Genomic DNA, 25895 nt, shown 5'->3' on the forward strand with positions numbered 1-25895 from the left:
GAGCCGGCAATGCCGGGCGGCGGCGGCATGGGCGGCATGGGCGGCATGGATTTCTGATCCGTCCCAACTGCACCAGTGCACCGGAAGGCCCGCGAAAGCGGGCCTTCCGTTTTTCCGGCCGGGCGCGGATCATCGGCGGATCGTTCCGGATCCGGTGGGTGCTCGTGCGCGACATGCAGCAGGACGTTCTCATCATCGGCGGCGGCCACAACGGCCTGGTCTGCGCCGCCTACCTCGCCGGCGCCGGCCTGAAGGTGCGCGTGCTGGAGCGCCGCCACCTCGTCGGTGGCGCGGCGGTCACCGAGGAGTTCCATCCCGGTTTCCGCAATTCCGTGGCCAGCTATACGGTCAGCCTGCTCAACCCGGCCGTGATCCGCGAGCTGCGCCTGCACGAACACGGGTTGCGCGTGGTCGAGCGCCCGTATTCGAACTTCCTGCCGCTGCCGGACGGGCGCAGTTTCCGGCTGGGCGGCGAGCACACCCAGGCGGAAGTGGCGCGGTGGTCGGCGCGCGATGCGCAGCGGCTGCCCGGGTACTACGCGATGCTCGACCGCATCGTGGTGGTACTGCGCGAGCTGATGCGCCGCACGCCGCCGAACGTGTCTGATCGCTTCGTGCTGGCGGACTGGCTCCACTCCGCAGCGGTGGCGAAACAGCTGAAGTCGCTGGACATGCGCGGCCGGCGCGACCTGCTGGACCTGTTCACCAAGTCCGCCGGCGAGCTGCTGGACGACTGGTTCGAGGGCGAGCCGCTCAAAGCGGCGCTGGGCTGGGATTCGGTGGTCGGCAATTTCGCCAGCCCGTACACGCCGGGCAGCGCCTACGTGCTGCTGCACCACGTGTTCGGCGAGGTCAACGGCAAGTCCGGCACCTGGGGTCACGCCATCGGCGGGATGGGGGCGATCACCCAGGCCATGCGCAAGGAATGCGAGGCGCGCGGCGTCGTCGTCGAAACAGACGCCGAAGTCGCGCGGCTGCTGGTGGAAGGTGGCAAGGCGGTCGGCGTGGCGCTGGCCGACGGGCGCGAGCTGCGCGCGGCGACCGTTGCCAGCAACCTCAACCCGAAGCTGCTCTACACGAAGCTGCTGGAACCGGGCCAGCTCGACGACGACACCGCCCAGCGCATCCGCCGCTACCGCTGCGGCTCCGGCACCTTCCGCATGAACGTGGCGCTGTCCGAGCTCCCGGATTTCAGCGCGATGCCGGGAACGCAGCTGCAGCCGCACCATCAGAGCGGCATCCTGATCGGGCCGTCGCTTCAATATTTCGAGCAAGCGTATTTCGATGCGAAGTCGAAGGCGCACAACGCCGGGTGGGCGCGCAAGCCCATCGTCGAAGTCGTCATTTCCTCGACGCTGGACGACACGCTCGCGCCGCCCGGACAGCATGTCGCCAGCCTGTTCTGCCAGCAGGTGAACCCGGAGGCTGACGGCGGCTGGGACGCGCACCGCGATACGGTGGCGAAGCTGATGATCGATACAGTGAACGAGTACGCGCCCAACTTCGCCCGCAGCGTGCTGGGCTATGAGGCGTTGAGCCCGCTCGACCTGGAGCGGCGCATCGGCCTGGTCGGCGGCGACATCTTCCACGGCGCGCTGGGGCTGGACCAGATGTTCAGCGCGCGCCCGCTGCTGGGGCAGGGTGCCTACCGCGGCGCGTTCCGCGGGCTGTACCTGTGCGGCTCTGGCAGCCATCCCGGCGGCGGCGTGACCGGCCTGCCGGGGCGCAACGCCGCACGTGAAATCCTCAAGGATCTGGGCCGGTCGCCGCGCCCCGATTGACGGGGGATTCGTGAACCGGTTGGTTCTCTTTTGCAGTGCAGCGTGCAACACCCCTCACGAATCCTTCACGATCGGCTCGCGTCCCGACGTGGGGGAGGGAGCAGGCCCGCAGAGACTCCGGTCGAAGCGGGCTTTTTTATGCCTGCGATTCGGCCAGGGGCCGCCTGCGCCCTCGCGTGGAGGTGACGGGTGGCTCAATCCGCCGGCACGGTGCGCGGCAGCGCCCATTCGCGCAGCGCCTGCACCTGCTCGGCCATCAGCACCGACAGCGGGCGGGTATCGCGGATCGCCTGCATCAGCGCGTGCGTATCCAGCCCGGCCTGGGCGGCATGCGCCGCGTACAACGCGCTGACGATGACCTGTTCGATTTCGGCACCGGAATAACCATCCGCCGCCGCGGCCAGCGCCGACAGGTCGATGTGCTCGCGGGCCAGCTGGCGCCGGTCCAGGTGCAAGGCGAAGATCTCGGCGCGGGTCGCGGCATCCGGCAGGTCGACGAAGAAGATTTCGTCGAAGCGGCCCTTGCGCAGCAGTTCCGCCGGCAGCTGCTGCACCTGGTTGGCGGTGGCGACCAGGAACACGCGCGCCTTGCGCTCGGCCATCCAGGTCAGGAGGTAGCCCAGCACCCGCCGCGACAGCCCGCCGTCGCCGTCGCCGCCGTCGGTCGCCAGGGCCTTCTCGATCTCGTCGATCCACAGCACGCAGGGCGCGAGCTGTTCGGTGGACGCGAGCGCGGTGCGCAGGTTCTTCTCGGTTTCGCCGTGGAACTTGTCGTACAGGGTGCCGAAGTCCAGCCGCACCAGCGGTACGCCGAAGCCGCCGGCCACCGCCTTGGCCAGCAGCGACTTGCCGCAGCCCTGCACGCCCAGCAGCAGCACGCCGCGCGGCGGCGGCAGCCCGGCCGGGGGCGGGTCCTGCACGAAGGCGGCGCGCCGTTGTTCCACCCAGCGCTTCAGGCGCGCTGCGCCGCCCACGTCGGAAAAGCGCGCGGTGTCGTACTCGTAGTGCAGGTGGCCGCTCTTGTTGAGCAGCTCGAACTTCAGCCGCGCCAGCTCCGGCAGGTCGTCGGCGCCCAGCGCGCCGTCGCGCCAGATCAGGTGGCGGGCGATCCGGCGCGCGTCGGTCAGGGTCAGGCCGTGCAGGTTGCGCACGATCTGCCGGACCGCGTCGGCGTCGGCTTCCACCCGGCGGCCGCCGTTCTGCGCGGCATAGTCGCGGGCCTCGTCCTTGACCAGCTTGAGCAGGGCGTTGGCGTCCGGCAGGCGCAGCGAGAAGCGCGCGGCGAACGGCGCCAGCGCTTCCGGCAGTTCGATCTTCGTGCCCACCAGCACGATCACGTGCGGCTGGCTGCCGCGGCGCTGGATGAGGTCGCGCAGCGCGCGCTGGTAGCTGGCGTAGCCGAGGTAGGGGGTGGCGTCCATCAGCAGGTAGACGCCGCGCTGGCTGGCCTCGCGCATCGCGTTGAGGGTGGCGCTGAGGTCGGGCGCAAGCCCGCTTTCGTCCTCGCCGTCCATGTCCACCCGGCGCAGGCCTTCGGTCACGCTCCAGCGGTACAGCGCGCGCCAGACGTGCATCAGCGACTGCCGGAACAGCTCCATCACCCGCGCTTCGTCGGGCGTTTCGATCACCAGCAGCGGTGTTTCCGCGCGGATCAGCGCGGCCAGGTCCAGCAGTTCACTCATGGATCGGCACGATAGCGGCGCGTCGGCGATGCCACAATCGGCGCATGGACTACGTGTATTCCGCCGAGCTGCAGGCCCTGTCCGCGCGCGCCCTGCAGCGCCTGCGCGCGGCCGGCTGCGCGATTGCCGACGAAACGGCGCTGGCGCGACTGGCGCTGGCCAGCGACTTCGCCATCGATGCGCTGGTCCGGCAGCCCGAGCTGCTGGGCCAGCTGCAGGCCGATGCGTCGGCGCCGGTGGCGGTGCCGATGCTGGAGGCGGCCAATCAAGCGGAGTGGGCGCGCCTGCTGCGTCGCTACCGGCAGGCGGAATCGACCCGGTTGGTCTGGCGCGACGTGGTCGAGGGCGCTGACGTCGACGAGATCCTCGCAGGCAGCAGCGCGCTGGCGGAAACCTGCCTGCGGTTGGCGCTGGATGCGCTGGAGGCGGACTTCGCGCGGCGATTCGGGGTGGTGCGCGATGCCGCCGGCGCAATCCAGCGGCTGGTGGTGTTCGGCCTCGGCAAGCTGGGCGGACGGGAACTGAATTTCAGCTCCGACATCGACCTGGTCTATGCCTACGAGCACGAAGGCGAATCCGACGGTGCGCGCAGCCTGCACGCGCAGGACTATTTCGCGCGGCTGGGCCAGCAGCTGGCGAAGCTGCTGGACGAGGTGACCGCGGACGGCTTCTGCCATCGGGTGGACCTGCGCCTGCGCCCGTTCGGCAACGCCGGGCGGGTGGCGCTGTCGTTCGCGGCGATGGAGCTGTATTTCCAGCGCGAGGGCCGCGACTGGGAGCGCTATGCCTGGCAGAAGGCGCGCTGCGTGGCCGGCGATGTCGCCGCCGGCGAACGCTTCCTCGAGACGCTGCGGCCGTTCGTGTACCGCCGCTACCTCGACTATGGCGCGCTGGACGGGCTGCGCGCGATGAAGGCGATGATCGCCGCCGAAGTGGCGCGCAAGGACATGGCCGGCGACATCAAGCGCGGGCCGGGCGGCATCCGCGAGATCGAGTTCCTGGCGCAGGCGCTGCAGCTGATCCGCGGTGGCCGCGAGCCGGCGCTGCGCCGCCGACACCTGCTGGCGACGCTGCAGGCGCTGGCGCAGGCGGGGCACATGGAAACCGACGCGGCATCGGCACTGGCGGTGGCATACCGTTTCCTGCGCCGGCTCGAGAACCGCCTGCAGATGCTGGCCGATGCGCAGACCTATGCGCTGCCCGAGGACGGGCTGGCGCGCGCGCGCCTCGCCGCCGGGCTGGGTTATGCGGACTGGCAGGCGCTGGATGTCGCGCTGGCGGCGCAGCGGGCGAAGGTGGCGGAGGAGTTCGGCGCGTTGCTGGCGCCGCGCCGTCGCCGCATCTCCGGTGGCGACGAACTCGCCAGTTACTGGCGGGCGCTGCCCGAGCACGGCGAAGCCGCGCAGCTGGAGGCGGTCGGCTTCGAGCATGCCGCCGAGCTGCACGCCAGCCTCTGCGATTTCGCCCGCACGCCCGGCGTGCGCGACCTCTCCGACGCCGCGCGCGCGCGCCTGGATCGGGTGCTGCCGGCGCTGCTGCAGCACGCCGCCGCTTCCGATACGCCCGATGCGGTGTTGCGCCGGGTGCTGCCGCTGCTGCACACCATCCTGCGCCGTGCCAGCTACTTGGCGCTGCTGGACGAGCAGCCGGCGGCACTGGCGCGGCTGGCCAGCGCGCTGGCGCGCAGCGCCCTGCTGGGCGAGCGCCTGGCCGCCTATCCGCTGCTGCTGGACGAACTGCTGGACGTGCGCGTGGGCGGCGAACTGCCGGATCGCGCGACCATGCAGGCCCAGTGCGCGGCGGCGCTGCGCGACAACGACATGGAGGCGTCGCTGGATGCGCTCAACGAAGTGCGGCAGGCGCTGAGCTTCCGCTTCGCGCTGGCGCTGCTGGATGGCCGCATCGATGCGCAGGATTGCGCCCGCCACCTGGCGTGGCTGGCCGATGCGGTGGTCGCCTGCGTGCTGCAGCTGGCCGACGACGAACTGCGCGGCGCGCACGGCCGCGTCGACGGCGGCCGCTTCGCCGTGCTCGGCTACGGCACGCTGGGCGGCGAAGAGCTGGGTTTCGGCTCCGACCTCGACCTGGTGTTCCTGTTCGATGCGCCCGCGGACGCCACGTCCAACAGCGCGCGGCCGCTGGATGCGCCGCGCTGGTACGCGCGGCTGGGGCAGAAGATCGTCTCGCTGCTGGGCGTGCGCACCGGCGCCGGCCGGTTGTTCGACGTCGACGTGCGGCTGCGTCCCGACGGTGCCAAGGGGTTGCTGGTATCGAGCTTGGCCAGTTTCACCGACTACCAGCGCAACCGCGCGTGGACATGGGAACATCAGGCGCTGGTGCGCGCCCGTGCGATCGCCGGCGACGCCGCGCTGGCGGGGGCCTTCGACGCCCTGCGCGCGCAGGTGCTGGCGCAGCCGCGCGATGGCGGCAAGCTGGCCGAGGATGTTTCCGCGATGCGCCGCAAGATGCGCGCCGAACTGGACCGCAGTGATGCTGCCATGCTCGATCTCAAGCAGGGCGACGGCGCGCTGGTCGATCTGGAGTTCCTGCTGCAGTTCCTGGTGCTGCGCGATGCGGGTGCGAGCCCCGGATTGCTGGCGCCGCGGGCCACCAGCGCCCTGCTGGAAGCCGCGCTGCAGGGGGGCATTCTGGACGCGGCTACCCACGCCGCGCTGCGCGAGGCGCATGCCGCGCTGCTGGACACCGGCCTGCGCTGCACCCTCGACCGCCGTCCCCGCCGCGCCGCGCGCGACGAACGCATCGAGCGCGCCTGCGCTGCGATCGTGGCGGCGGTGCAGGCGCAGGGGCTGGCGTTCGACGCGGCGTAAACCGAATCCATCCCCCAGATTCGTGGGAGCGCACTGAAAGGGCATGACCGCTCTCGCGGGATCGGAATCGTGCAAGGCGCGTCGCGCCCCTGCGGTGCGCCTACATGCCCAGACGCTGGCGGATCTCCCGCGCGACGCGCGCGGTTTCCCGCAGCGGCTCGGCGGCGAACGGTGCCAGCGCATCGTCCAGCGCGCGCGCGCGCGCGCTTCCGATGAGTGCATCGAGGAAGGCCCGCGGGCGCCCCTGCAACGCCTGCGGCGACCACACGTACAGCGGCGCGCGGGTGGCCGCGGCTTCGCTGAGCATGTTCACCGAGTCCGGCGTGCAGACGATGCGGTCGGCGCAGGCCAGCAGCCCGGCGTAGGGATTGGCGCCGTCGCCGGTGTCGCGCCAGCGCAGGCCGGGCAGGTGCGGATCCACGCCCGCCAGCGCGTGGCGCCAGGCCACGGGCGTGCGCCGCGAGGCGACAGCGCTGAAGCTGCCGCCTTCGGCCCGTGCCTGCGCGGCCAGCCGCTGCAGCAGCGCCGCGAAGTCGGCATCGTCCAGCGGCGCGTGGCGGGTCGGGCCGCCCACCAGCAGCACGCTGTGCGGGGTGGGCAGCGCGGCCAGCGCGGGAAAGGCGGCTATCGCGCACAGCAGGTAGTCGTCATCGACCGGATGCAGGCTGCCGAGCGTGGCGATGACGTTGGCCCCGTGGAGGCCATCGTGCGCGGGCGCCACCACGATGTCCCAGTGCCGGCTGGCGATGCGCGGATCGAGGATCTGCACCGCCTTCGCGCCGCGTGCGCGCAGCAGGCGGGTGGCCAGCGCCGCCTGCCGGCCGCAGCCGATCGCCAGCGTCGGTGGCGCGCTGCAGGCGCCATGGAGCCCGGAGCCGAACGCGGCCGTTGCAGCGGGCAGTCGTCGCGGCGCCAGCCAGCGCCAGGGCGCGCGTGGGGCCAGCAGGAGTTCGCCGGGGCGGCTGTCCAGCGCATGCGCCAGCGCCAGCGCCTGGCGCGCGTTGCCGGCGCGGCCGTCGTGGATCGCCAGCGTGGCCGATGGGATTGGCGCGGCGGGGAGTCGTTGCATGGTTGGCATCTATTCGTTCCGAATATGCTGCATTACATGCGCCCGTGGAACCATACACTGTGCGCCATCACCTTCACGATACAGAGATTGCCATGTCCCAGCCGCTCCCCGGTACCGCGCTCGACCAGCTGTTCCGCACCGCCCGTACCTACAACGCCTTCAGCGGCGAGGTGTCGGACGACACCCTGCACCAGCTCTACGAGTTGCTGAAATTCGGACCGACCGAGGCCAACACCACGCCGGCGCGGATCGTGTTCGTGAAGTCGGCCGAGGCCAAGGCCAAGCTGGCCCCGGCGCTGTCGGAAGGCAACCTCAAGAAGACCATGAGCGCGCCGGTGGTGGCCATCGTCGGCTACGACATGCGCTTCTTCGACAAGCTGCCGGTGCTGTTCCCGCATACCGACGCCAAGCCGTGGTTCGAGCACCGCGACGAGGCCAACCTGGCCTGGGTGGCGATGCGCAGCAGCGCGTTGCAGACCGCCTACCTGATCCTGGCGGCGCGCGCGCTGGGCCTGGACTGCGGCCCGATGACCGGCTTCGACAACGCCAAGGTCGACGAGGCCTTCTTCGCCGGCACCCCGATCCGCTCCGGCATCCTGGTCAACCTCGGCCATGGCGATCCCGACAGCATCTTCCCGCGTTCCCCGCGCCTGGGCTTCGACGAAGCCTGCCGCATCGCCTGACCGACATCTGCCGCCGCCCTTTCCCCACCGGAACCCCGCCATGAAGACCACCCTCCGCACCCTGCTGTTGCCGCTCGCCATCGCTGCCGCCGTCGCCGCCTGCAGCCAGCCGGCCGAATCTGCCGCCAGCGCCGCAGCGCCGGCCGATGCCGCGGTCGCGGCGCCGGCCGAAGCCGCGCCTGCCGTCGCCGCGATCACCGCGGTGTCCGGCACCTACCAGCTGGACCCCACCCACACCGACGTGCTGGCGCAGTGGACCCATTTCGGCTTCTCCCAGCCCAGCGCGCATTTCGGCATCAGCGAGGGCACCCTCGTCTTCGACGCCGCCGACGTGGCCAAGTCCAGCGTGCAGGTCACCATGCCGCTCACCGCCATGAACAGCTTCGTCGACAAGCTGGACGAGCATCTGGCCAGTGGCGATTTCTTCGACGCCGCCAAGTTCCCGAATGCCACCTTCAAGAGCACCAGCGTGGCCGCCGCGGGCACCAACAAGCTGACCGTCACCGGCGACCTGACCATCAAGGACATCACCAGGCCGGTGACCCTGGACGTGACCCTCAACGGCGCCGGTGAATACCCGATGCTGAAGAAGCAGGCGATCGGTTTCTCCGCCACCGCCACCATCAAGCGCAGCGACTTCGGCGTGGGCGCCTATGCGCCGAACGTCAGCGACGAGGTGCAGCTGCGCATCACCACCGAAGGCACGCTGGCCGATGCGCCGGCGGCCGATGCCGCGCCCGCGCAGGGCTGATGCCATGATCGTCGAACGCCCTGCCGGCGCCCGCGGCGAAGTGGACATGGGGTGGCTGCACAGCCGCCACACGTTCTCGTTCGGGCATTACTACGACCCGGCGTGGATGGGCTTCGGCGTCCTGCGCGTGATCAACGACGACACCGTCGCCCCCGGCGGCGGGTTCGCCCCGCACCGCCACGCCAACATGGAGATCATCAGCGTGGTGCTGGACGGGGCGCTGGCGCACAAGGACAGCGCCGGCAACGAAGGCGTGATCCGCGCCGGCGACGTGCAGTGGATGAGCGCCGGCCACGGCATCGAGCACAGCGAATACAACGGCTCGGACGCCGCGCCGGTGCATTTCCTGCAGGTCTGGATCCAGCCGGCCCGGCTCAACCACGCTCCGGCCTACGACCAGAAGCATTTCGCCCCGGACGCACGCCGCGGGCGCTGGGTGCTGCTGGCGTCGCCGGATGGCGCCGACGGCAGCATCGGCATCCGCCAGGACGCCAGCCTGCGCGCCACCCGGCTGCTGCCGGGCGATGCGCTGGACGCGGCGCTGGACCCGGCCCGCCGCTACTGGCTGCACGTGGCCACCGGCGAGGTCGCGGTGGGCAAACGCGTGCTGGCCGCCGGCGATGCGCTGGGACTCTCCGGTGAAGGCGCTGTCCTGGCGCTGCGTGGCATCGGCGCCGCCAGCGACGTGCTGCTGTTCGACCTTCCTGCCTGACCGTGCCCGCCATTCCCGCGACAGCGGGGATGGCGGATGCGCGCTAAACTGGCGGGGTTCCCGCAACCCGTTGCATTCGCCATGGCACAGTCCGCTTCGCCCGCCCCCGCGTCCGCCCGCGCCCAGCAGACCTACGAGGTGCATCGCGCCGAGTTGCCGCTGAGCTGCCCGCTGCCGTCGATGGCGGTGTGGAACGAGCATCCGCGGGTGTACCTGTCGATCGTCGAGGATGGCGGGCGCAGCCAGTGCCCGTACTGCGGCAGCGTCTACGTCCTCGTCGACTGAGCCCGCGGCGCCCGCGATGCGCCGCCTGACCGTGGTGCAGCTGTTGCCGGCGCTGGAGGCCGGCGGCGTCGAACGTTCCACCCTGGAGATCGCCGACGCGCTGGTGCGCGCCGGCCATCGCGCCGTGGTCGTATCCGCCGGCGGCCGGCTGCTGCCGCAGCTGCAGGCGCTGGGCGCCGAGCACATCGCGCTCGCCATCGGCAGCAAATCCCCATTGAGCCTCAGTCACCTGCCGGCGCTGCGCCGCGTGCTCGCGGGCGCCGACATCGTGCATGCGCGCTCGCGGTTGCCGGCATGGCTGGGCTGGCTGGCGCTGCGCGCGCTGCCGGCCGCGGCGCGCCCCCGTTTCGTCACCACCGCGCATGGCCTCAATTCGCCCTCGCGCTACAGCGCGATCATGACCCGCGGCGAGCGCGTGGTCTGCGTATCGCGCACGGTGCGCGACTACCTGCTGCGCCACTATCGCGGGATCGATCCGGCGCGGCTGGTGGTGATCCCGCGCGGCATCGATCCCGCCGCGTTTCCGCGCGCGCCCGCGCCGGACCGCGCCGCGCGTGCGCAGGTCGCCGCGCTGCATCCGCAGCTGGGCGGCGCGGGCCCGCTGCTGCTGCTGCCGGGGCGCGGTACGCGGCTGAAGGGCCATGCCGATGCGATCGCGCTGCTGGCGGCGCTGCGCGCCGATGGGGTGGATGCGCGGCTGTGGATGCCCGGCGCGCTGCAGGCCGGGCGCGAGGCGTACATCGCGGGTTTGATGGCGCAGGCGCGCGCCGCCGGGGTGGATGCGGCGCTGGCGATGAGCGCGCCGACCGCGGCGATCGCCCAGGCCTACGCGGCCTGCGACCTGGTGCTGCAGCTGTCGCGCAAGCCGGAGTCGTTCGGGCGCACCGTGATCGAGGCGCTGTCGGTGGGCCGGCCGGTGCTGGGCTGGGCGCACGGCGGCGTCGGCGAGCTGCTGGCCGAGCTGCAGCCGGCAGGGGCGGCTGCGGCATTCGAAGCCGACGCGCTGGCGATGCGCGCGCGCGCGCTGCTGGCGGCGCCCCCATCGCCGCCGGCGACGATGCCCTATACGCTGCAGGCGATGCAGGAGGCGACCTTGACGCTGTACCGGACGATGGTGGACGCATGAACGCACGGACGATGCCGCCCGGCGGCGTGGCCGAATGGCGCTGGGCGCCCGCCTGGGTGCTGACGTTCGTCGCCCTGTGGCCCGCGCGCGGAATTGCCGAGACCGTGCTGGTGCTGGGGGCGCTGGCGGGGCTGGTGCGGCTGGTCGGCAGCCGCTTCCGCGGCGGCGGCGCGCTGCTCAGCGGCCCGGCGTGGGCGCTGACCTCGGTGCTGTTCGCCGCCTACTGGCTGCCCGAACTCATCGCCGCGATCGATGCGCGCGAGCGCCTGCATGCCTTCGGCGAGGTGCTGGCCGACCTGCGCTACCTGCCGTTCCTGTGGGTGGCAGCGGCGGCGGTCGCCAGCGATGCCGGCCGCCGCCGCACGTTCGGCGGGCTGGCGGTCATCGCGCTGGCGTGGACGCTGGATGCGCTGATCGAGGCAGCCATCGGCACCAGCCCGCTGTTCTGGATGCTGGACCAGGCCAAGCATGCGGTCAGCGGCCACGGCATGTGCACGGCCAGCGAAGTGGAGGCGGCCGACCGCTTGGCCGGCGTGCTCGGCCCCTGCAACCTCAAGTTGGGCATCGTGCTGGCCAGCCTGTCGCCGTTCGCGCTGGCGGCAGCGCGGCAGCGGCTGGGCCAGCTGGGCTGGTTGGCCGCGGCGTCTGCCATCGGGCTGGCGGTGATCCTGGCCGGGTCGCGGGCGTCCTGGTTGACCTATGGGCTGGTGCTGCTGTGGACCGGCTGCCGCGCGCTGGGCTGGCGCAAGCTGATGGCGGTGTTCGTGGCCGGCGCCCTGATGCTGGCGACGGCCAACGCGCTGTCGCCGCAGGTGCATGAGCGCGTGCAGCGCACCACGCTGGCGCTGACCGCGCAGCCGGGTGGCATGGACGCGGCGCTGTCCGGACGCGGCCGGATCTGGTCGGCGGCGCTGTGCATGGCGCGCGAGCACCCGTTCAACGGGGTGGGCCCGCGCGCTTTCCGCGACCAATTCCCCGCCTGCGATCCGCAGCCCGGCACGCAGGCGGCGTGGGGAACGGGTGTTGCCCTCCATGCCCACCAGATCGTGCTGGAGATACTCAGCGAAACCGGCGTCATCGGCCTGCTGCTGTGGCTGGCCGGTTCCGCGCTGGGCTGGCGGGCCTGGCGCTACGCCGACGCCGGGGCGCGCGAACGCGCACGCCCGGCGATGCTGGCGCTGGCAGTGAGCGTGTTCCCGCTCAATACCCACCTGGCCGCGTATTCGACCTTCTGGGGCAGCGTGCTGCTGCTGCTGGCGGCCCTGTACGCCGGCAGCCTGTGGGGCCGCGAGACCCCGGCTGCGCCGCCTCAGTCGTAGCGCGAACGGCCGTCCGGCTGGCGCTTGAAGCGCCGGTGCAGCCACAGGTACTGGCTGGGCGCCTGCCGCACCATCGCCTCGATCGCCGCGTTGACCGCGGCGGAGTCGGCCACCGCGTCGTGGCTGGGGAACGGCGCCAGCGGCTGGCCCACCTGCAGGACGTAATGCGCGCCTTCGCGGCGGTGGAAGAACGGCACCACCGCACAGCCGGTCATGCGCGCGAACTGGTGGGTGGCGGTGATGGTGGCGGCGGGGATGCCGAAGAACGGCGCGAACACCGTGTCCTTGCCGCGCATGTCCTGGTCCGGTGCGTACCACAGCACGCCGCCGCGCTTGAGGTGGCGGATCGCCGCGCGGGTGTCGCCATTGCCGAACATCGCGCTGGCGTAGCGCAGGCGCCCGCGCAGCACCGCCCATTCCATCACCGGGCTGCGGTGCCTGCGGTACATGCCGGCCAGCGGCACGTGGTCGCACAGCAGGCGTCCGCACATCTCCAGGGTCATGAAATGCCCCGACACCAGCAGCACGCCGCGGCCTTCCGCCTGCAGGCGCTGCAGGACGTCCACGCCCTCGATGCGGGCGGAGGCACGCATCGGCGCGACATCGCCCCACCACGCGCGGGCGAACTCGAACAGGCCGATGCCGACATCGCGGAAATTGGCGCGCAGCAGCGCCTCGCGCGCGCCGGCGTCCAGCTCCGGCAGGCACAGTGCGAGGTTGGTGCGCGCGGCCTCGCGCCGGTCCGGCAGCAGCCGCAGCGCCAGCCAGCCGACCGCGGCACCCAAGCTGCGCTGCACGTGCCAGGGCAGGCGCGCCAGCGCCATGCACAGGCCTACGCCCAGCCAGACCGGCCAGTGGCGCGGGGCGAACGACGGGCGGTCTGGGGAAGCGGAGGCCATGCGCGGATTCTACCGGGCGCTGCCGCTACGGCCCGCAATGCCCGGCGCTGAGCCTTGGAGACTGGGCTGTGTTGCCGCGTTCGCGTCTGCGAAATCAAGGAGGAGATGCCGGCCGCAGGACGGCATCGGGGGACATTCGCGGACGCGAACGCGGCAACACGGCGCGCGCGGAGTCTCCGCCATGGCTATCCTGTGCGCATGCAGGCCGATCTCACCGAACGCGTGCTGCGCGGCCTGTATTCGGCCGCGCTGTACCTGCTTGTGCCGGTCACGCTGTACCACCTGGTCTGGCGCGGCTTCCGCCAGCGCGCCTACCTGCAGCGCTGGGACGAGCGCTACGCCAGTTATCCGCAGGCGGTGCCGGTGGCGCCGCTGTGGCTGCACGCGGTGTCGGTGGGCGAAGTCAACGCCGCGGCGCCGCTGGTGAACCGGCTGCGCGCGCTGCGCCCCGACCTGCAGCTGGTGGTCACCACCATCACCCCGACCGGCTCGGAGCGCGTGCGCGCGCTGTGGGGCGACGCGGTCACCCACGTGTACCTGCCGTATGACCTGCCCGGTGCGGTGGGGCGCTTCCTCGACCGCTTCCAGCCGGTGATGGCGCTGATCGTGGAGACCGAGCTGTGGCCGAACCTGCTGTTCGGCTGCCGCGACCGCGGTATTCCCACCTACATCCTCAATGCGCGCCTGTCGGCGCGTTCGCTGCGCGGCTATCGCGTGCTGGGGCCGCTGATCCGCCGCGCACTGGGCAGCGTGCACCGGGTGGCCGCGCAGTCGGAGGACGATGCGCGCCGCTTCCTCGAACTGGGCGCGCTGCCCGAGCGCATGCAGGTCACCGGCAACCTGAAGTTCGACATGGCGGCGGTGGATACCGGCGCCTTCGTCGAAGGATTCCGTACCGCGCTCGGGGCGGCGCGGCCGGTATGGATTGCGGCCAGCACCCACGAAGACGAGGAAGCGGCCGTGCTCGACGCCCATCGTGCGCTGCGTGAAACCCATCCGGACGCGCTGCTGCTGTGGGCGCCACGGCACCCGGAACGCTTCCGCGCTGCCGTCCAGGGCGCGCGCGAGGCCGGCTTCGCGGCGGCTTCGCGCAGCGAGGACGGCTGGCCGGGGGCGGATACCGGGGTGTTCGTGATCGACACCCTGGGCGAACTGCTGCGCTTCTATGCCTGTGCGCAGGTGGCCTTCGTCGGCGGCAGCCTGCAGGCGATCGGCGGGCACAACCTGCTGGAGCCTGCGGCCACCGGCACCGCCATCCTCAGCGGCCCGCACCTGCACAACTTCGCGGACATCGCGCGGCGCCTGCGCGAGGCCGGGGCGATGCGCATCGTGACCGATGCCGGGACGCTGGCCGCGGCGCTGCGCGTGCTGTTCGACGACGAGGATGTGCGCCGGCGGCTGGCCGACAATGCGGCGCGGCTGCTCGAGGATGGACGCGGCGCGCTGGCGCGCACGCTGGCGCTGATCGAACCGACGCTGCCGGCCCGGATTCCGTAGGCGCACGGAACGGGCGCGAACGCTCTGTGCGGGATCACGCTAAAAGCATCGCGCCCTTTCAGTGCGCTCCTGCAAAAACAACCGCCGGCAACGCGCCTCTGTAGGCGCACCGCAGGGGCGCAACGCATTTGGCGTGGTGTCGCGAACGCGTTCGCGCCGGTTCCGTGTCCTCCTGGGAGGAGTGCGCACATGCGAAGAGCGGGGACATGCCCCGCTCTCCGGATTTCAACGCAGGGCTGCGGGCTTGGCCCGCCACGGATCGCTCAGCGCGCCGCCAGCGTCTGGTCGAGGGCCTTGTCGGTGGTCAGCAGGCGGTTGATGTCCTCCACGTCGGAGACATCGAGGGTGCCGGCGGACTGCTCCAGCAGCAGCCGGCTCTGCAGGAAGTTGTACTTGGCCTGCGCATAGGCCTGCTGCGCGGAGAACAGGGTGCGCTGGTTGTTCAGCACGTCCAGCACGGTGCGCGTGCCCACTTCCAGGCCGACCTGCGAGGCGTCGTAGGCGCTCTGCGCGGACACCAGCGCCAGCCGGCGCGCTTCCACTTCGCTGATGCCGGCCACCACCGCCTGGTAGGCGCCACGGGTGCTGCGCTCGATCGCGCGGCGGCTCTGCTCCACCGCGTCGGCGGCGCCGTCGCGCTGGGCCAGCGCGGTGCGCACGCCGGACTGGGTGGCGAAGCCTGCGAAAATCGGGATGTTCAGGGTCACGCCGACGCTGGTATTGGCGTTGTTGGCGCCGGTGAAGGCCGGGTTGTCGTACAGGCCGGGGATCGCCTTGCCGTAGCTCGCCTGCAGGCCGAGCGTGGGGTAGTGGCCGGCGCGCGCGGTCTTGACGCCGGCCTCGGCCGCTTCCAGGTTGGCTTCCTGCGCCTTCAGCGACGGGTTGTTGGACAGCGCGTCGCCGACGAAGGCATCCACGCCCTTTTCCGCCGGCAGCACCGGCTTGAAGTCGTCCGGCAGGCCCTTGAGGTTGGCGACCGGGGTGCCGGTGATTTCCACCAGCGCCTGGTAGGCGTCGCGCACCGCGTTGCGGGCGAGGATGCTGCTGGCGCGCGCGCCGTCGTACTGGGCGCGGGCTTCGTGCACGTCGGTGATCGGCGCCAGGCCCACTTCCAGGCGCTTGCTGGCGAAGTCGAACTGCTTCTTCAGCGCGGCTTCGGCGGCTTCCGCGGCGGCCAGCGTTTCCAGCTGCACCAGCACGTTGAAGTAGGCTGCGGAGGTGCGGGTGATCAGGTTCTGGCCCGCGGCTTCCAGGTTGTAGCCGCCGGCGCGGTCCTGCGCCTTGGCGCCCTGCAGGGCGCTGTAGTTGCCGAAGTTGAACAGCGACTGGTTGAGGCTGAGGCCCCAGCTGCCATTGCTGGAGTCGCCGTTGCCGCGGTCGACCCGGTTGCTGCTGACCGAGCCGCCGATGCCCGGCAGCAGGTTGGCGCGGGCCTGCACCGGCCGCTCGGCGGCGACGGCGCGGGTGGATTCCGCGGCGGCGTACTGGGGGTCGCTGCTGCGCGCGTTCTGGTAGCTCTGGAGCAGGTCGTCGGCCTGCGCCGCGGCGGGCAGCAGGACGAGGGCAAGGGCGAGGGCGAGCGGGCGACGCAGCATGGCGGGGTCCTTGGCGGCTTTACAGGGTGAACGCGGGCACCGGTTCGGCGCCTGCAAGGTAGGGGAGGTCGGTTTCGAACAACGATTCGACGCGGCTGCCGTTGACCGTGCGATGCACCAGCGCCGCTTCCATCGCGGGCGAGCGGCCGTGCACCACGAACATGCGGCCGCCCGGGTTGAGCCATTCGACGAACCGCGCCGGGATCGTCGCCACCGCGGCGCCGACGCAGATCACGTCGAAGCTGCGGCCGGGGTTCCAGTCGAAGGCGTCGGCGGCGCGCACCGTGGCGTTGCCGAAGCCGTGCGCCGCCAGCCGCGCCTGCGCGGCTTCGGCGAGGTCGGGGTGGCGTTCGATCGCCACCACCTCGCGCGCCAGCCGGGCCAGGCAGGCGGTCAGGTAGCCGCTGCCGGCGCCGACGTCCAGCACGCTCTCGGTCGCGGTGGGCAGCAGGGCCTGCAGGATCCGGCCTTCCAGCACCGGCTTCAGCATGGTTTCGCCGTGGCCCAGCGGCAGCGCGGTATCGGCATAGGCCAGCCCGCGCAGCGATTCGGCGACGAACGCCTCGCGGGGCATCCGGGCAAGGGTGTCGAGCACGCGCACGTCCAGCACGTCCCAGGGACGGATCTGCTGTTCCACCATGTTTTCACGGGCGCGGGCGAAGTCGATGCTCATGCGGGGATAAATCCGTTGCGGGGAACCGTGCATTGTAGTACCGCCAGCCCCGGTCTGGCGGGCAGTCTGGCCGTACCGGTACACCAGCACGCAGTGCCGGAAGTCACCGCCACCAAGGGCAGGGCGGCGTTGCGTTCAGGCGGCCGGTCAGCGTTTTGCATAGGCGCGCAGGAACATGTCCACCACGCCCGCCACGTGCGCCTGCGGCGTGTCGTGCCGCGCGCCGCAGCTGTAGCCGAACACGGCCTGGGCGTGCGGTTCGCCCTTGAGCAGGGTGAAGAACTGGCTGGCGGCGCGGGCAGGGTCCTCGATCTCCAGCTCGCCGGCGGCGATGCGCCGCTCCAGCAGTGCGGTGAAGCCGTTCTGCACGCGCTGCGGCCCCGCCTCCCAGAACATCGCCGGCATGTGGCTGCCGGTGATCTGCGGCGAGCACAGGATGCGGTGCCCGACGATCGCCTCGGGGGTCATGATCATGGCGAAGAACGCCTCGCCGATATCGGTCAGGCGCTCGCGCAGCGGCACATCCGGATCCGGCTCGAACAGGCGGGTGGGCATGCCCAGTTCGCAGTGCGCGCGCACCGCCTCCGCGAACAGGCCGTCCTTGTCGCCGAAGTGGCTGTAGACGGTGAGTTTGGACACCCCCGCTTCGGCCGCGATCTGGTCCATGCTGACGCCGTCGAACCCCTGCAGCACGAACAGGCGCTTGGCGGCATCGAGGATCGCCGCGCGCTTGGCCAGGTCCTTCGGCCGGCCGGGACCGGCGGGCTTGCACTGGGGAATGTTGCGGATCATGCCTTGGATAGTGGACTGCAGAGTTCGGCAACTATACCATACCCGCCAGTTCAATATAGGGCGCAAGCCGACGGAGCGGGCATGGAGCTGAACGGGAAGAAGCTGCGCGACAGCCGGACGCTGCGTTCGCTGGCCACCGGCGCACTGATGGCGCTGACCCTGGGCGCCTGCGGGCGCGACCCGCAGCCTGCGGAGGCGGTGCGCACGGTGCTGGTGGTACAGCCCGGCGCTGCGGCCGGGATGGCGGCGGAGGCGTTCGCCGGCGAGGTGCATGCGCGCCAGGAAAGTGCGCTGGCGTTCCGCGTCGGCGGCAATCTGGTGCGGCGCCTGGTCGACGCCGGCGAGGAGGTGAAGCGGGGCCAGCTGCTGGCCGAGCTGGACCCCGGCGATGCGCGCCTGCAGGCCAGCGCCGCGCAGGCCGACATGGTGCGGCTGGGCGGCGATCTGGAGCGTTACCGCACCCTGCTGGCGCAGAAGCTGATCAGCCAGTCGGCCTTCGATGCCCAGCAGGCGGCCTACCGCGCGGCCCGCGCCAAGTACGAGTTGATGCGCAACCAGGACGATTACACCCGCCTGCGGGCGCCGCGCGACGGCGTGATCGCCAGCCGCCAGGCCGAGGCCGGGCAGGTGGTGGCGGCCGGGCAGCCGATCTTCCTGCTGGCCGCCGACGGCGGCCGCGAGGTCGCCATCGGCCTGCCGGAAGCGCGCATCCGCGATTTCCATACCGGCCAGCCGGCAGTGGTGGAACTGTGGAGTGCGCCCGGCAGGCGCCTGCCGGGGCATCTCCGCGAGATCGCCGCGGCCGCCGATCCGCAGACCCGCACCTACGCCGCGCGCGTCGCCCTGGATGGCGCGATGGCTGCGGACGCCGGGCTCGGCCAGAGCGCGCGGGTGTTCATCACCGACGCCCCGGGCGGCGGCCTGCGCCTGCCGCTGGCGGCGGTGCAGCGCGGCGACGGCGGCGCCACCGCGGTGTGGGTAGTGAAGGACGGCAAGGCCCACCAGCGCCCGGTGCGGCTGGGCGGCTACGGCGAGGACAGCGTGCCGGTGCTGGAGGGCGTCGGCGTCGGCGACTGGGTGGTGGCCGCCGGCGGCCATCTGCTGCGCGAAGGCGAGGCGGTGAAACCGGTGGACCGGCGCAATCGCCCGGTCGCGGCCGGGACGCGCTGAGCCATGGGCGGCTTCAACCTGTCGGAATGGGCGCTGCGCAACCGCGCGCTGGTGCTGTTCCTGATGATCGTGCTGGGCCTGGTCGGGGCCTGGTCGTACCGCCAGCTGGGCCAGTCGGAAGACCCGCCGTTCACCTTCAAGGCGATGGTGGTGCGCACGCTGTGGCCGGGCGCCACCGCCGAGCAGGTGTCCAGGCAGGTCACCGAGCGGGTGGAGAAGGCGGTGATGGGCACCGGCAAGTACGAGTTCGTGCGCTCGTACTCGCGGCCGGGCGAATCCCAGGTCATCGTGATGGCGCGCGACTCGATGAAGTCGAAGGACGTGCCCGAGCTCTGGTACCAGGTGCGCAAGAAGGTCGGCGACATCCGCGCCACCCTGCCCGCCGAGGCCATCGGGCCGTTCTTCAACGACGAGTTCGGCGACACCTTCGGCAACATCTACGCGCTGACCGCGCCGGGTTTCGACTATGCGCTGATGAAGGACTACGCCGACCGCATCCAGCTGGAGCTGCAGCGGGTGCCGGACGTCGGCAAGGTCGAGCTGGTCGGGCTGCAGGACGAGAAGATCTGGATCGAACTGTCCAACACCAAGCTGGCCACGTTGGGGATCCCGCTGGCGGCGGTGAAGCAGGCGCTGGACGAACAGAACGCGGTGGCGCAGGCCGGCTTCTTCGAGACCGGCAGCGACCGCGTGCGCCTGCGCGTGGACGGGCAGTTCGATTCGGTGGAGCAGATCCGCGCGTTCCCGATCCGCGCCGGCGACCGCACCCTGCGGCTGGGCGACATCGCCAGCGTCCAGCGCGGCTTCGCCGATCCGGCCGCGCCGAAGATGCGCTTCATGGGCCAGGACGCGCTGGGCATCGCGGTGGCGATGCGCGACGGCGGCGACATCATCCGCCTGGGCCGTACCCTGGAGGCGGAGTTCCAGCGCCTGCAGAAGACCCTGCCGGTGGGCATGCAGCTGGGCAAGGTGTCGGACCAGCCGCAGAGCGTGCACGAGGCGATCGGCGAATTCGTGCGGGTGCTGGCCGAAGCGGTCGCGATCGTGCTGCTGGTCAGCTTCTTCTCGCTGGGCCTGCGCACCGGCATGGTGGTGGCGGTCAGCATCCCGCTGGTGTTGGCGATGACCTTCGCCGCCATGCACGTGTTCGGCATCGGCCTGCACAAGATCTCGCTGGGCGCGCTGGTGCTGGCGCTGGGCCTGCTGGTGGACGACGCGATCATCGCGGTGGAGATGATGGCGATCAAGATGGAGCAGGGCTATTCGCGGCTGAAGGCGGCCAGCTTCGCCTGGCAGTCCACCGCCTTCCCGATGCTGACCGGCACGCTGGTGACCGCGGCCGGCTTCCTGCCGATCGCCACCGCGGCGTCGAGCACCGGCGAATACACCCGGTCGCTGTTCCAGGTGGTGGCGATCGCGCTGTGCGTGTCGTGGGTGGCGGCGGTGCTGTTCATCCCGTGGCTGGGCGACAGGATGCTGCCGGACCTGCACGACGCGCACCTGCGCCCGACCCTGGTGCAGCGCCTACGGCAGCGTTTCGGCGGCGCGCCGTTCGAACCCGCCGCCGCGCATGCGCACGATCCTTACGACAGCGGCTTCTATCGCCGCCTGCGCGGCTGGCTGGAGTTCTGCCTGCGCCACCGCTGGCTGGTGATCGGTGCCACCGTGGCTGCGTTCGCGGCCTCGATCGCGTTGTTCCGCTTCGTGCCGCAGCAGTTCTTCCCGGATTCGGTGCGGCCGGAGCTCATGGTGGATCTGGAGCTGGCCGAAGGCAGCTCGCTGCGGTCCACCGATGCGCAGGCGCGCAAGCTCGAGGCGCTGCTGCAATCGCGCGAGGGCATCGCGAACTACGTGGCCTACGTCGGGACCGGCTCGCCGCGCTTCTACCTGCCGCTGGACCAGCAGCTGCCGGCCGCCAACTTCAGCCAGTTCGTGGTGCTGGCCCGGGACCTGAAGGCGCGCGAAGCAACCCGCAGCTGGCTGATCGAAGAGGTCGCGCCGCAGTTCCCGGAACTGCAGCTGCGCGTCACCCGGCTGGAGAACGGCCCGCCGGTGGGCTACCCGGTGCAGTTCCGCGTGTCCGGCGAGGACATCGGCCAGGTGCAGGCCATCGCCCGCCAGGTGGCCGGCAAGGTGCGCGCGGACCCGGACGTGGCCAATGTCAACCTGGACTGGGGCGAGCCCAGCAAGGTGGTGCGGCTGCGCATCGACCAGGACCGCGCCCGCGCGCTGGGCGTGAGCAGCGCGCAGCTGGCGCACTTCCTGTCCGGCTCGCTGTCGGGGTTGCCGGTCAGCACCTACCGCGAGGACAACGAGCTGATCGAGATCCTGCTGCGCGGGACCCGCGACGAGCGCGTGCATCCCGAGTTGCTGGGCAGCCTGGCGGTGCCCACGCCCGGCGGCAGCGTGCCGCTGGCGCAGATCGCCACGCTGGAGTACGGCTTCGAGGACGGCATCATCTGGCATCGCAATCGCCTGCCCACGGTGACCGTGCGCGCCGACATCCGCACCGACGCGCTGACCCCGCCGACGGTGGTGGCGCGGATCCTGCCCACCCTGGCCGGCATCCGCGCCGCTCTGCCGGAGGGCTACCTGCTGGAGACCGGCGGCACGGTGGAGGATTCCGCGCGCGGGCAGAACTCGATCAAGGCCGGCCTGCCGCTGTTCCTGCTGGTGGTGACCGCGCTGCTGATGCTGCAGCTGCGCAGCTTCCCGCGCACCGCGCTGGTGCTGCTGACCGCGCCGCTGGGGCTGATCGGGGTGGTGCTGGCGCTGCTGCTGTTCCGGGTCCCGTTCGGCTTCGTGACGATGCTGGGCACGATCGCGCTGGCCGGCATGATCATGCGCAACTCGGTCATCCTGGTCGACCAGATCCAGCAGGACATCGATGCCGGCCACGACCGCTGGCACGCGATCATCGACGCCACCGTGCGCCGCTTCCGCCCGATCGTGCTGACCGCGCTGGCGGCGATCCTGGCGATGATCCCGCTCTCGCGCAGCGCCTTCTATGGCTCCATGGCGGTGGCGATCATGGGCGGCCTGACCGTGGCCACCCTGCTCACCCTGTTCTTCCTGCCGGCGCTGTACGCCGCCTGGTTCAAGGTGCGCGCGGACGAAGCCCGGTCCTGAGGCCGGCCGTTGCGGCCGTCGCGATGCTAGATTGGCAGCGGGCAGGCGCAGGCCTGCCCGTTGCCGCAACAGGGGGAAGCTTGCCGATCCGACATGCCGGAAACCGCGGCATCAACATGCTGCGCGCGTGGCTGCAGCGCCTGCTGCCGGGGTTGCTGTGGCTGCTGGTGCAGCCGGTGGCCTGGGCGACGCCGGGCGCGCCTCACTACACGGTCAGCGGCTGGACCATGGAAGACGGCCTGCCGCATCCGCTGGTGCATGTGGTGGCGCAGGACCGGGAGGGCTTCCTGTGGGCGGGGACCTGGGAAGGGGCGGTGCGCTTCAACGGCCGCGACTTCACCCTGTTCGATCGCCAGAACACGCGGGGCATGGAGCTGGCGGGCGTTTACAGCATCCTGCCGGAGGCCGACGGCGGCGTGTTGTTCGGCACTGCCCGCAACGGCATCGTCCGCTACCACCAGGGCGCCTGGCAGCGCGTGGGCGGCGAGGCGACGCGCACGCTGGCGGTTTCGGCGCTGCGGCGCGGCAGCGACGGCGCGCTGTGGTTCGCGTCCGGCCGGCGCCTGATGCGGCTGGACGGCCACGGCCTGCAGGACGCCGGCAGGCTGGCGGGCCTGCCGGTGGGGGAAGTGCTTGCGTTGGCGCAAGACCGCGACGGCGCGCTGCTGGTGGCGGGCGAAGCCGGGCTGCACCGCATCGTGCACGGGCGCGCGCAGCGCTGGGGCGCGGATTGGGTGGCGCCCGGTGCGGTGACCGCGTTGCTTGCCGATGGCCGCGGCGGCTGGCTGGCGGCGCACCACCGTGGCGTGCATTGGCGGCATGCCGATGGCCGGTTGGAACGCATCGACGTGGGCAGGCGGGTCAGCGCGATGGTGCTGGACGAGCGCGGCGCGCTGTGGATGAATCTGTCCGACGGCCAGCTGCTGCGCCGCGACGGCGACGGCAGCCAGTGGCCGATGGAGGTTCCCGGTACGGTCAACAAGGCCCTGCTGTTGGACCGGGAGGGCCTGGTCTGGGCCGGCAGCAGCGACGGCCTGTTCCGGGTTGCCGACGGCCAGGCCAGCGGGCTGACCCGGCGGGACGGGTTGGGCAGCGACTATGTCCGCACGGTGCTGGAGGACGACGCCGGTGCCTACTGGATCGGCCATGCCGACGGCCTGTCCCGCTGGTCGCAGGGAAAGATGCAGGGCATCCGGCTGGGCGAGGGCAACGGGGCGCATGACACTTCGGTGCTGTCGCTGGCCCGGCACCAGGGCCGGCTATGGGTTGGCACCTACGACCTGGGCGTGCTGCAGCTCGATCCCCAAGGGCGGGTGCTGCAGCGCCTGCGCCTGGGCAACGGCCTCCAACCGGTGGTGCGTGCGCTGCTGCCGGAAGCCGATGGCAGCCTCTGGATCGGCGGCAACCATGGCCTGGTGCACTGGCGCAATGGCCAGCCGCAGCCGTATCTGGGCGGCGCGGGCCAGCCTGACCTGGTCGTGCAGGCGCTGTATCGCGACCCGGTCGGCCCGCTCTGGATCGGCACCAACCACGGCATGGCCATGCTCGATGCGCACGGCCGGCTGCGCCGCTGGGAGCCCGATCGCGACGTGCCCGCGCAGTATTTCTTCGACTTCCTGCGCGACCCCGGCGGCGACCTGTGGATCGCAAGCGACCGTGGCCTGCTGCGGCTGCGCAACGGCCGCTTCACGGTCTACGACCACCGGCGGGGACTGCCCCGCGACAAGCTGTTCCGGATCCTCGACGACGGCGCCGGCAGCCTGTGGCTGTCCAGCAACATGGGCATCTTCCAGGTGGCGCGGCGCGAACTGGACGAGATCGATGCCGGCACCCGCAGGCAGCTGGCCGTGCAGGTGCTCGACCGCAGCGACGGCATGCCGGGCAACCAGAGCAACGGCGCCAGCCAGCCCGCCGGCTGGTTGACCCGGCAGGGGCGGCTGCTGTTCCCGACCTCGGGCGGCCTGGCGGTGATCGAGCCCGGCGAGGCGGCGGGCGGCCGGGCCGGCGCGCCGCCGGTGGCATTCGAGCGGGTGACCGTGGATGGGCAGGCACAGCCGCTGCGGCCGCTGCTGACCCTGCGGCCGGGGGCCAACCGGTTGGCCGTCGGCTACGCGGGAATGAGCTTCCGCGCGCTGGACAAGCTGCGCTACCGCTATCGCCTGCACGGCTACGACCAGGACTGGGTGGGCGCCACCGCCGGCAACGAGGCGGTCTACACGCGCCTGCCGCCGGGCGACTACCGGCTGGAAGTGCAGGCGATGGCGATGCCGGTGGACTGGTCGCGCAGCGACCGCGTCGGCAGCGCGCAGATGCGGATCGAAGTGGTGCCCGCGGCCTGGCAGCGCCCATGGGTGCGGGCCCTGGTCGCGCTGGGCGTGGTGGCTGTGGCGGCGATGCTGGGCTGGTGGCACACCGCAAGCCTGCGCCGTCGCCAGCACCAGCTGAACCGGATCATCGCCGAGCGTACCGAGGAGCTCAGCGAGAAGAATCGCCAGCTGGAGGTCGCCGGCTACCGGCTGCAGCACCTGGCCACCCACGACGCGCTGACCGGGCTGCCGAACCGCCGCGCCGGCGATGCCCAGCTGGTCGCCGCGGTGGCGCAGGCGCTGGGCGAAGCCAGGCTGCTCAGCGTCGCCCTGCTCGACATCGACCACTTCAAGCAGATCAACGACCGCCACGGCCACGCTGCGGGCGACGCGGTGCTGCAGGCGGTCGGCGCCGCGCTGGCCGAATTCGTGGCGGAGTGGGGCCTGTTCGCGGCGCGCTACGGGGGCGAGGAATTCATGGTCTGCATGGAAGAGCTGCCGCTGGCGGACGGCGCGGCGCGGATGCGCGAGCTGCTGGCGCGCATCCGCGCGCTGCCGGTGGCAACCGAGGAGGGCGGCGAGCTGCACTGCACGTTCAGCGCCGGCGTGGCCGAACTGGTGCCCGGGCAGACGCCGCACGCCCTGCTGGCACTGGCCGATGACCGTTTGCGGGAGGCCAAGCAGCAGGGCCGCAACCGCGTCGTCGCCGGCTAGGACTTCGCCGCCCGTCCGGCGCCGGCATCCAGCAGGGAGATGAACGCCTGCGCCGCGCGCGACGGCGTGCGCCCGGCGTGGGTGACGCAGCCCAGCTGGCGCGACAGCTGCACGCCGCCGACCGGCAGGACGCGCAGGCTGCGGTCCAGCATGGTCCGCGGCAGCACGCCCCAGGCCAGCCCCACCGAGGCGAGCATCTTCAGCGTCTCCATGTAGTTGCTGGTCATCCGCAGCCGCAGCGGCAGGCCGCGGCGGGCGAAGGCGTCGGCGACGATGCGATGGGTGAAGGTATGCGGTTCCGGCAGCACCGCCGGATGCGCCGACAGCTCGGCCAGCGTGGGGCGCGCCCGCTGCGCAAGCGGATGCCCGGGTGCGGCCACGAAGCACAGCGGGTCGTCCCACAGCGCCGTTGCCCGCAGCGGCGGCGTGGCCGGCCCGAGGGTGGTCAGCGCCAGTTCGATCCGGCCCTGCAGCACCTCGCTCCAGGCCTGTTCGGAATCCAGGAAGCGGAGATCCAGCTCCACCTGCGGGTGCCGGGCCACGAACCTGCGCAGCAGCGGCGGCAGCCGGTGCAGCCCGATGTGGTGGCTGGTGCCCAGGCGCAGCAAACCGCCCACGCCCTCGCTCACTTCGCGCAGCGCCCGCCGCGCGTCGTCGGCGGCGTCCAGCAGCCGGCGCGCGCGTGGCAGCAGCGTGCGCCCGGCCTCGGTGGTCACCACCTGCCGGCCCAGTCGGTCGAACAGGCGGGCGTCCAGCGATGCCTCCAGCTGGGCGATGCGCTTGCTCACCGCCGGCTGGGTCAGGTGCAGCTGCTCGGCCGCGGCGGAAAAGCCGCCGTGCTCGGCCACGGCGACGAAGGCGGCAAGACTGGCGAGATCCATGGC

Annotated in this window: 19 protein-coding genes; 12 read left to right on the forward strand and 7 right to left on the reverse strand. The window is 71.8% G+C overall.

Going from position 1 to position 25895, the window contains the following annotated elements; genetic code table 11:
* Positions 1-173 precede the first annotated feature (173 nt).
* On the forward strand, positions 174-1781 hold the full coding sequence (locus SPK54_RS03295) for an NAD(P)/FAD-dependent oxidoreductase (protein WP_330946505.1): 1608 nt from the start codon (positions 174-176) through the stop codon (positions 1779-1781).
* Positions 1782-1975: 194 nt separating this feature from the next.
* Here the strand turns inward: SPK54_RS03295 and SPK54_RS03300 are convergent, their stop codons facing one another.
* Positions 1976-3463 carry an AAA family ATPase gene (locus SPK54_RS03300; protein ID WP_330946506.1) on the reverse strand — a complete coding sequence of 496 codons (1488 nt, stop codon included), beginning with the start codon at positions 3461-3463 and terminating at the stop codon, positions 1976-1978.
* 44 nt (positions 3464-3507) lie between these two features.
* Between SPK54_RS03300 and glnE the strand changes: the two genes are divergently transcribed.
* Complete coding sequence (gene glnE, locus SPK54_RS03305) at positions 3508-6291, forward strand: bifunctional [glutamate--ammonia ligase]-adenylyl-L-tyrosine phosphorylase/[glutamate--ammonia-ligase] adenylyltransferase (protein ID WP_330946507.1); 2784 nt, start codon at positions 3508-3510, stop codon at positions 6289-6291.
* Between the two features lie 100 nt (positions 6292-6391).
* Here glnE and SPK54_RS03310 read toward each other — a convergent pair whose 3' ends face one another.
* Positions 6392-7360, reverse strand: coding sequence for a mitochondrial fission ELM1 family protein (locus SPK54_RS03310; RefSeq protein WP_330946508.1), 969 nt, complete (start codon positions 7358-7360; stop codon positions 6392-6394).
* A 92-nt stretch (positions 7361-7452) separates the two neighbouring features.
* On the opposite strand from SPK54_RS03310, the gene SPK54_RS03315 reads away from it, so the two are divergent.
* From SPK54_RS03315 to SPK54_RS03340, 6 genes are all read left to right on the forward strand, one after another.
* Positions 7453-8043 (forward strand): malonic semialdehyde reductase, encoded by a 591-nt coding sequence (locus SPK54_RS03315; protein WP_330946509.1) that lies wholly within the window; start codon positions 7453-7455, stop codon positions 8041-8043.
* Between the two features lie 40 nt (positions 8044-8083).
* A complete protein-coding gene (locus SPK54_RS03320; protein ID WP_330946510.1) occupies positions 8084-8794 on the forward strand; it encodes a YceI family protein in 711 nt (236 codons plus the stop codon).
* A 4-nt stretch (positions 8795-8798) separates the two neighbouring features.
* Positions 8799-9506 (forward strand): pirin family protein, encoded by a 708-nt coding sequence (locus tag SPK54_RS03325; RefSeq protein ID WP_330946511.1) that lies wholly within the window; start codon positions 8799-8801, stop codon positions 9504-9506.
* 81 nt (positions 9507-9587) lie between these two features.
* Complete coding sequence (locus SPK54_RS03330; protein WP_330946512.1) at positions 9588-9791, forward strand: zinc-finger domain-containing protein; 204 nt, start codon at positions 9588-9590, stop codon at positions 9789-9791.
* A gap of 16 nt (positions 9792-9807) precedes the next feature.
* A complete protein-coding gene (locus tag SPK54_RS03335; protein ID WP_330946513.1) occupies positions 9808-10917 on the forward strand; it encodes a glycosyltransferase in 1110 nt (369 codons plus the stop codon).
* Positions 10914-12236: an O-antigen ligase gene (locus tag SPK54_RS03340; RefSeq protein ID WP_330946514.1), complete on the forward strand. Its 1323-nt coding sequence runs from the start codon at positions 10914-10916 to the stop codon at positions 12234-12236. The genes SPK54_RS03335 and SPK54_RS03340 overlap by 4 nt, the downstream gene beginning before the upstream one ends.
* Here the strand turns inward: SPK54_RS03340 and lpxL are convergent.
* Positions 12227-13135 carry an LpxL/LpxP family Kdo(2)-lipid IV(A) lauroyl/palmitoleoyl acyltransferase gene (gene lpxL / locus SPK54_RS03345; RefSeq protein ID WP_330946515.1) on the reverse strand — a complete coding sequence of 303 codons (909 nt, stop codon included), beginning with the start codon at positions 13133-13135 and terminating at the stop codon, positions 12227-12229. The genes SPK54_RS03340 and lpxL overlap by 10 nt on opposite strands.
* 198 nt (positions 13136-13333) lie before the next feature.
* On the opposite strand from lpxL, the gene waaA reads away from it, so the two are divergent.
* Positions 13334-14632: a lipid IV(A) 3-deoxy-D-manno-octulosonic acid transferase gene (gene waaA / locus SPK54_RS03350; protein ID WP_330946516.1), complete on the forward strand. Its 1299-nt coding sequence runs from the start codon at positions 13334-13336 to the stop codon at positions 14630-14632.
* 263 nt (positions 14633-14895) lie between these two features.
* Here waaA and SPK54_RS03355 read toward each other — a convergent pair whose 3' ends face one another.
* The 3 genes from SPK54_RS03355 to SPK54_RS03365 form a co-directional block, all read right to left on the reverse strand.
* Positions 14896-16227, reverse strand: coding sequence for a TolC family outer membrane protein (locus tag SPK54_RS03355; protein ID WP_330946517.1), 1332 nt, complete (start codon positions 16225-16227; stop codon positions 14896-14898).
* Between the two features lie 19 nt (positions 16228-16246).
* Complete coding sequence (locus tag SPK54_RS03360; protein ID WP_330946518.1) at positions 16247-16900, reverse strand: protein-L-isoaspartate O-methyltransferase; 654 nt, start codon at positions 16898-16900, stop codon at positions 16247-16249.
* Positions 16901-17047: 147 nt separating this feature from the next.
* Entirely contained in the window at positions 17048-17692 is a 645-nt protein-coding gene (locus tag SPK54_RS03365; protein WP_330946519.1) for a TetR/AcrR family transcriptional regulator, read from the reverse strand.
* Between the two features lie 147 nt (positions 17693-17839).
* On the opposite strand from SPK54_RS03365, the gene SPK54_RS03370 reads away from it, so the two are divergent.
* From SPK54_RS03370 to SPK54_RS03380, 3 genes are all read left to right on the forward strand, one after another.
* Positions 17840-18862 carry an efflux RND transporter periplasmic adaptor subunit gene (locus tag SPK54_RS03370; protein ID WP_330946764.1) on the forward strand — a complete coding sequence of 341 codons (1023 nt, stop codon included), beginning with the start codon at positions 17840-17842 and terminating at the stop codon, positions 18860-18862.
* Between the two features lie 3 nt (positions 18863-18865).
* On the forward strand, positions 18866-21991 hold the full coding sequence (locus SPK54_RS03375) for an efflux RND transporter permease subunit (RefSeq protein ID WP_330946520.1): 3126 nt from the start codon (positions 18866-18868) through the stop codon (positions 21989-21991).
* An 80-nt stretch (positions 21992-22071) separates the two neighbouring features.
* The gene (locus SPK54_RS03380; RefSeq protein WP_330946521.1) at positions 22072-25011 is read left to right on the forward strand and encodes a diguanylate cyclase; all 2940 of its coding nucleotides are present in this window, start codon (positions 22072-22074) and stop codon (positions 25009-25011) included.
* Here the strand turns inward: SPK54_RS03380 and SPK54_RS03385 are convergent.
* On the reverse strand, positions 25008-25892 hold the full coding sequence (locus tag SPK54_RS03385) for a LysR family transcriptional regulator (RefSeq protein ID WP_330946522.1): 885 nt from the start codon (positions 25890-25892) through the stop codon (positions 25008-25010). The genes SPK54_RS03380 and SPK54_RS03385 overlap by 4 nt on opposite strands.
* Between the last annotated feature and the right edge of the window lie 3 nt (positions 25893-25895).

It is taken from the genome of Thermomonas sp. LB-4, assembly GCF_036409385.1.
Lineage (GTDB): Bacteria > Pseudomonadota > Gammaproteobacteria > Xanthomonadales > Xanthomonadaceae > Thermomonas.

Excerpts from the sequence above, each read along its gene's own strand:
- SPK54_RS03325 (WP_330946511.1), top strand. The coding sequence starts at position 8,799 with ATGATCGTCGAACGCCCTGCCGGCGCCCGCGGCGAAGTGGACATGGGG.
- SPK54_RS03355 (WP_330946517.1), bottom strand. The coding sequence starts at position 16,227 with ATGCTGCGTCGCCCGCTCGCCCTCGCCCTTGCCCTCGTCCTGCTGCCC.
- SPK54_RS03300 (WP_330946506.1), bottom strand. The coding sequence starts at position 3,463 with ATGAGTGAACTGCTGGACCTGGCCGCGCTGATCCGCGCGGAAACACCG.
- lpxL (WP_330946515.1), bottom strand. The coding sequence starts at position 13,135 with ATGGCCTCCGCTTCCCCAGACCGCCCGTCGTTCGCCCCGCGCCACTGG.
- SPK54_RS03340 (WP_330946514.1), top strand. The coding sequence starts at position 10,914 with ATGAACGCACGGACGATGCCGCCCGGCGGCGTGGCCGAATGGCGCTGG.
- SPK54_RS03385 (WP_330946522.1), bottom strand. The coding sequence starts at position 25,892 with ATGGATCTCGCCAGTCTTGCCGCCTTCGTCGCCGTGGCCGAGCACGGC.
- SPK54_RS03310 (WP_330946508.1), bottom strand. The coding sequence starts at position 7,360 with ATGCAACGACTCCCCGCCGCGCCAATCCCATCGGCCACGCTGGCGATC.
- SPK54_RS03365 (WP_330946519.1), bottom strand. The coding sequence starts at position 17,692 with ATGATCCGCAACATTCCCCAGTGCAAGCCCGCCGGTCCCGGCCGGCCG.
- SPK54_RS03335 (WP_330946513.1), top strand. The coding sequence starts at position 9,808 with ATGCGCCGCCTGACCGTGGTGCAGCTGTTGCCGGCGCTGGAGGCCGGC.
- SPK54_RS03315 (WP_330946509.1), top strand. The coding sequence starts at position 7,453 with ATGTCCCAGCCGCTCCCCGGTACCGCGCTCGACCAGCTGTTCCGCACC.
- SPK54_RS03360 (WP_330946518.1), bottom strand. The coding sequence starts at position 16,900 with ATGAGCATCGACTTCGCCCGCGCCCGTGAAAACATGGTGGAACAGCAG.
- SPK54_RS03375 (WP_330946520.1), top strand. The coding sequence starts at position 18,866 with ATGGGCGGCTTCAACCTGTCGGAATGGGCGCTGCGCAACCGCGCGCTG.
- SPK54_RS03370 (WP_330946764.1), top strand. The coding sequence starts at position 17,840 with ATGGCGCTGACCCTGGGCGCCTGCGGGCGCGACCCGCAGCCTGCGGAG.
- glnE (WP_330946507.1), top strand. The coding sequence starts at position 3,508 with ATGGACTACGTGTATTCCGCCGAGCTGCAGGCCCTGTCCGCGCGCGCC.
- SPK54_RS03320 (WP_330946510.1), top strand. The coding sequence starts at position 8,084 with ATGAAGACCACCCTCCGCACCCTGCTGTTGCCGCTCGCCATCGCTGCC.
- SPK54_RS03295 (WP_330946505.1), top strand. The coding sequence starts at position 174 with ATGCAGCAGGACGTTCTCATCATCGGCGGCGGCCACAACGGCCTGGTC.
- SPK54_RS03330 (WP_330946512.1), top strand. The coding sequence starts at position 9,588 with ATGGCACAGTCCGCTTCGCCCGCCCCCGCGTCCGCCCGCGCCCAGCAG.
- waaA (WP_330946516.1), top strand. The coding sequence starts at position 13,334 with ATGCAGGCCGATCTCACCGAACGCGTGCTGCGCGGCCTGTATTCGGCC.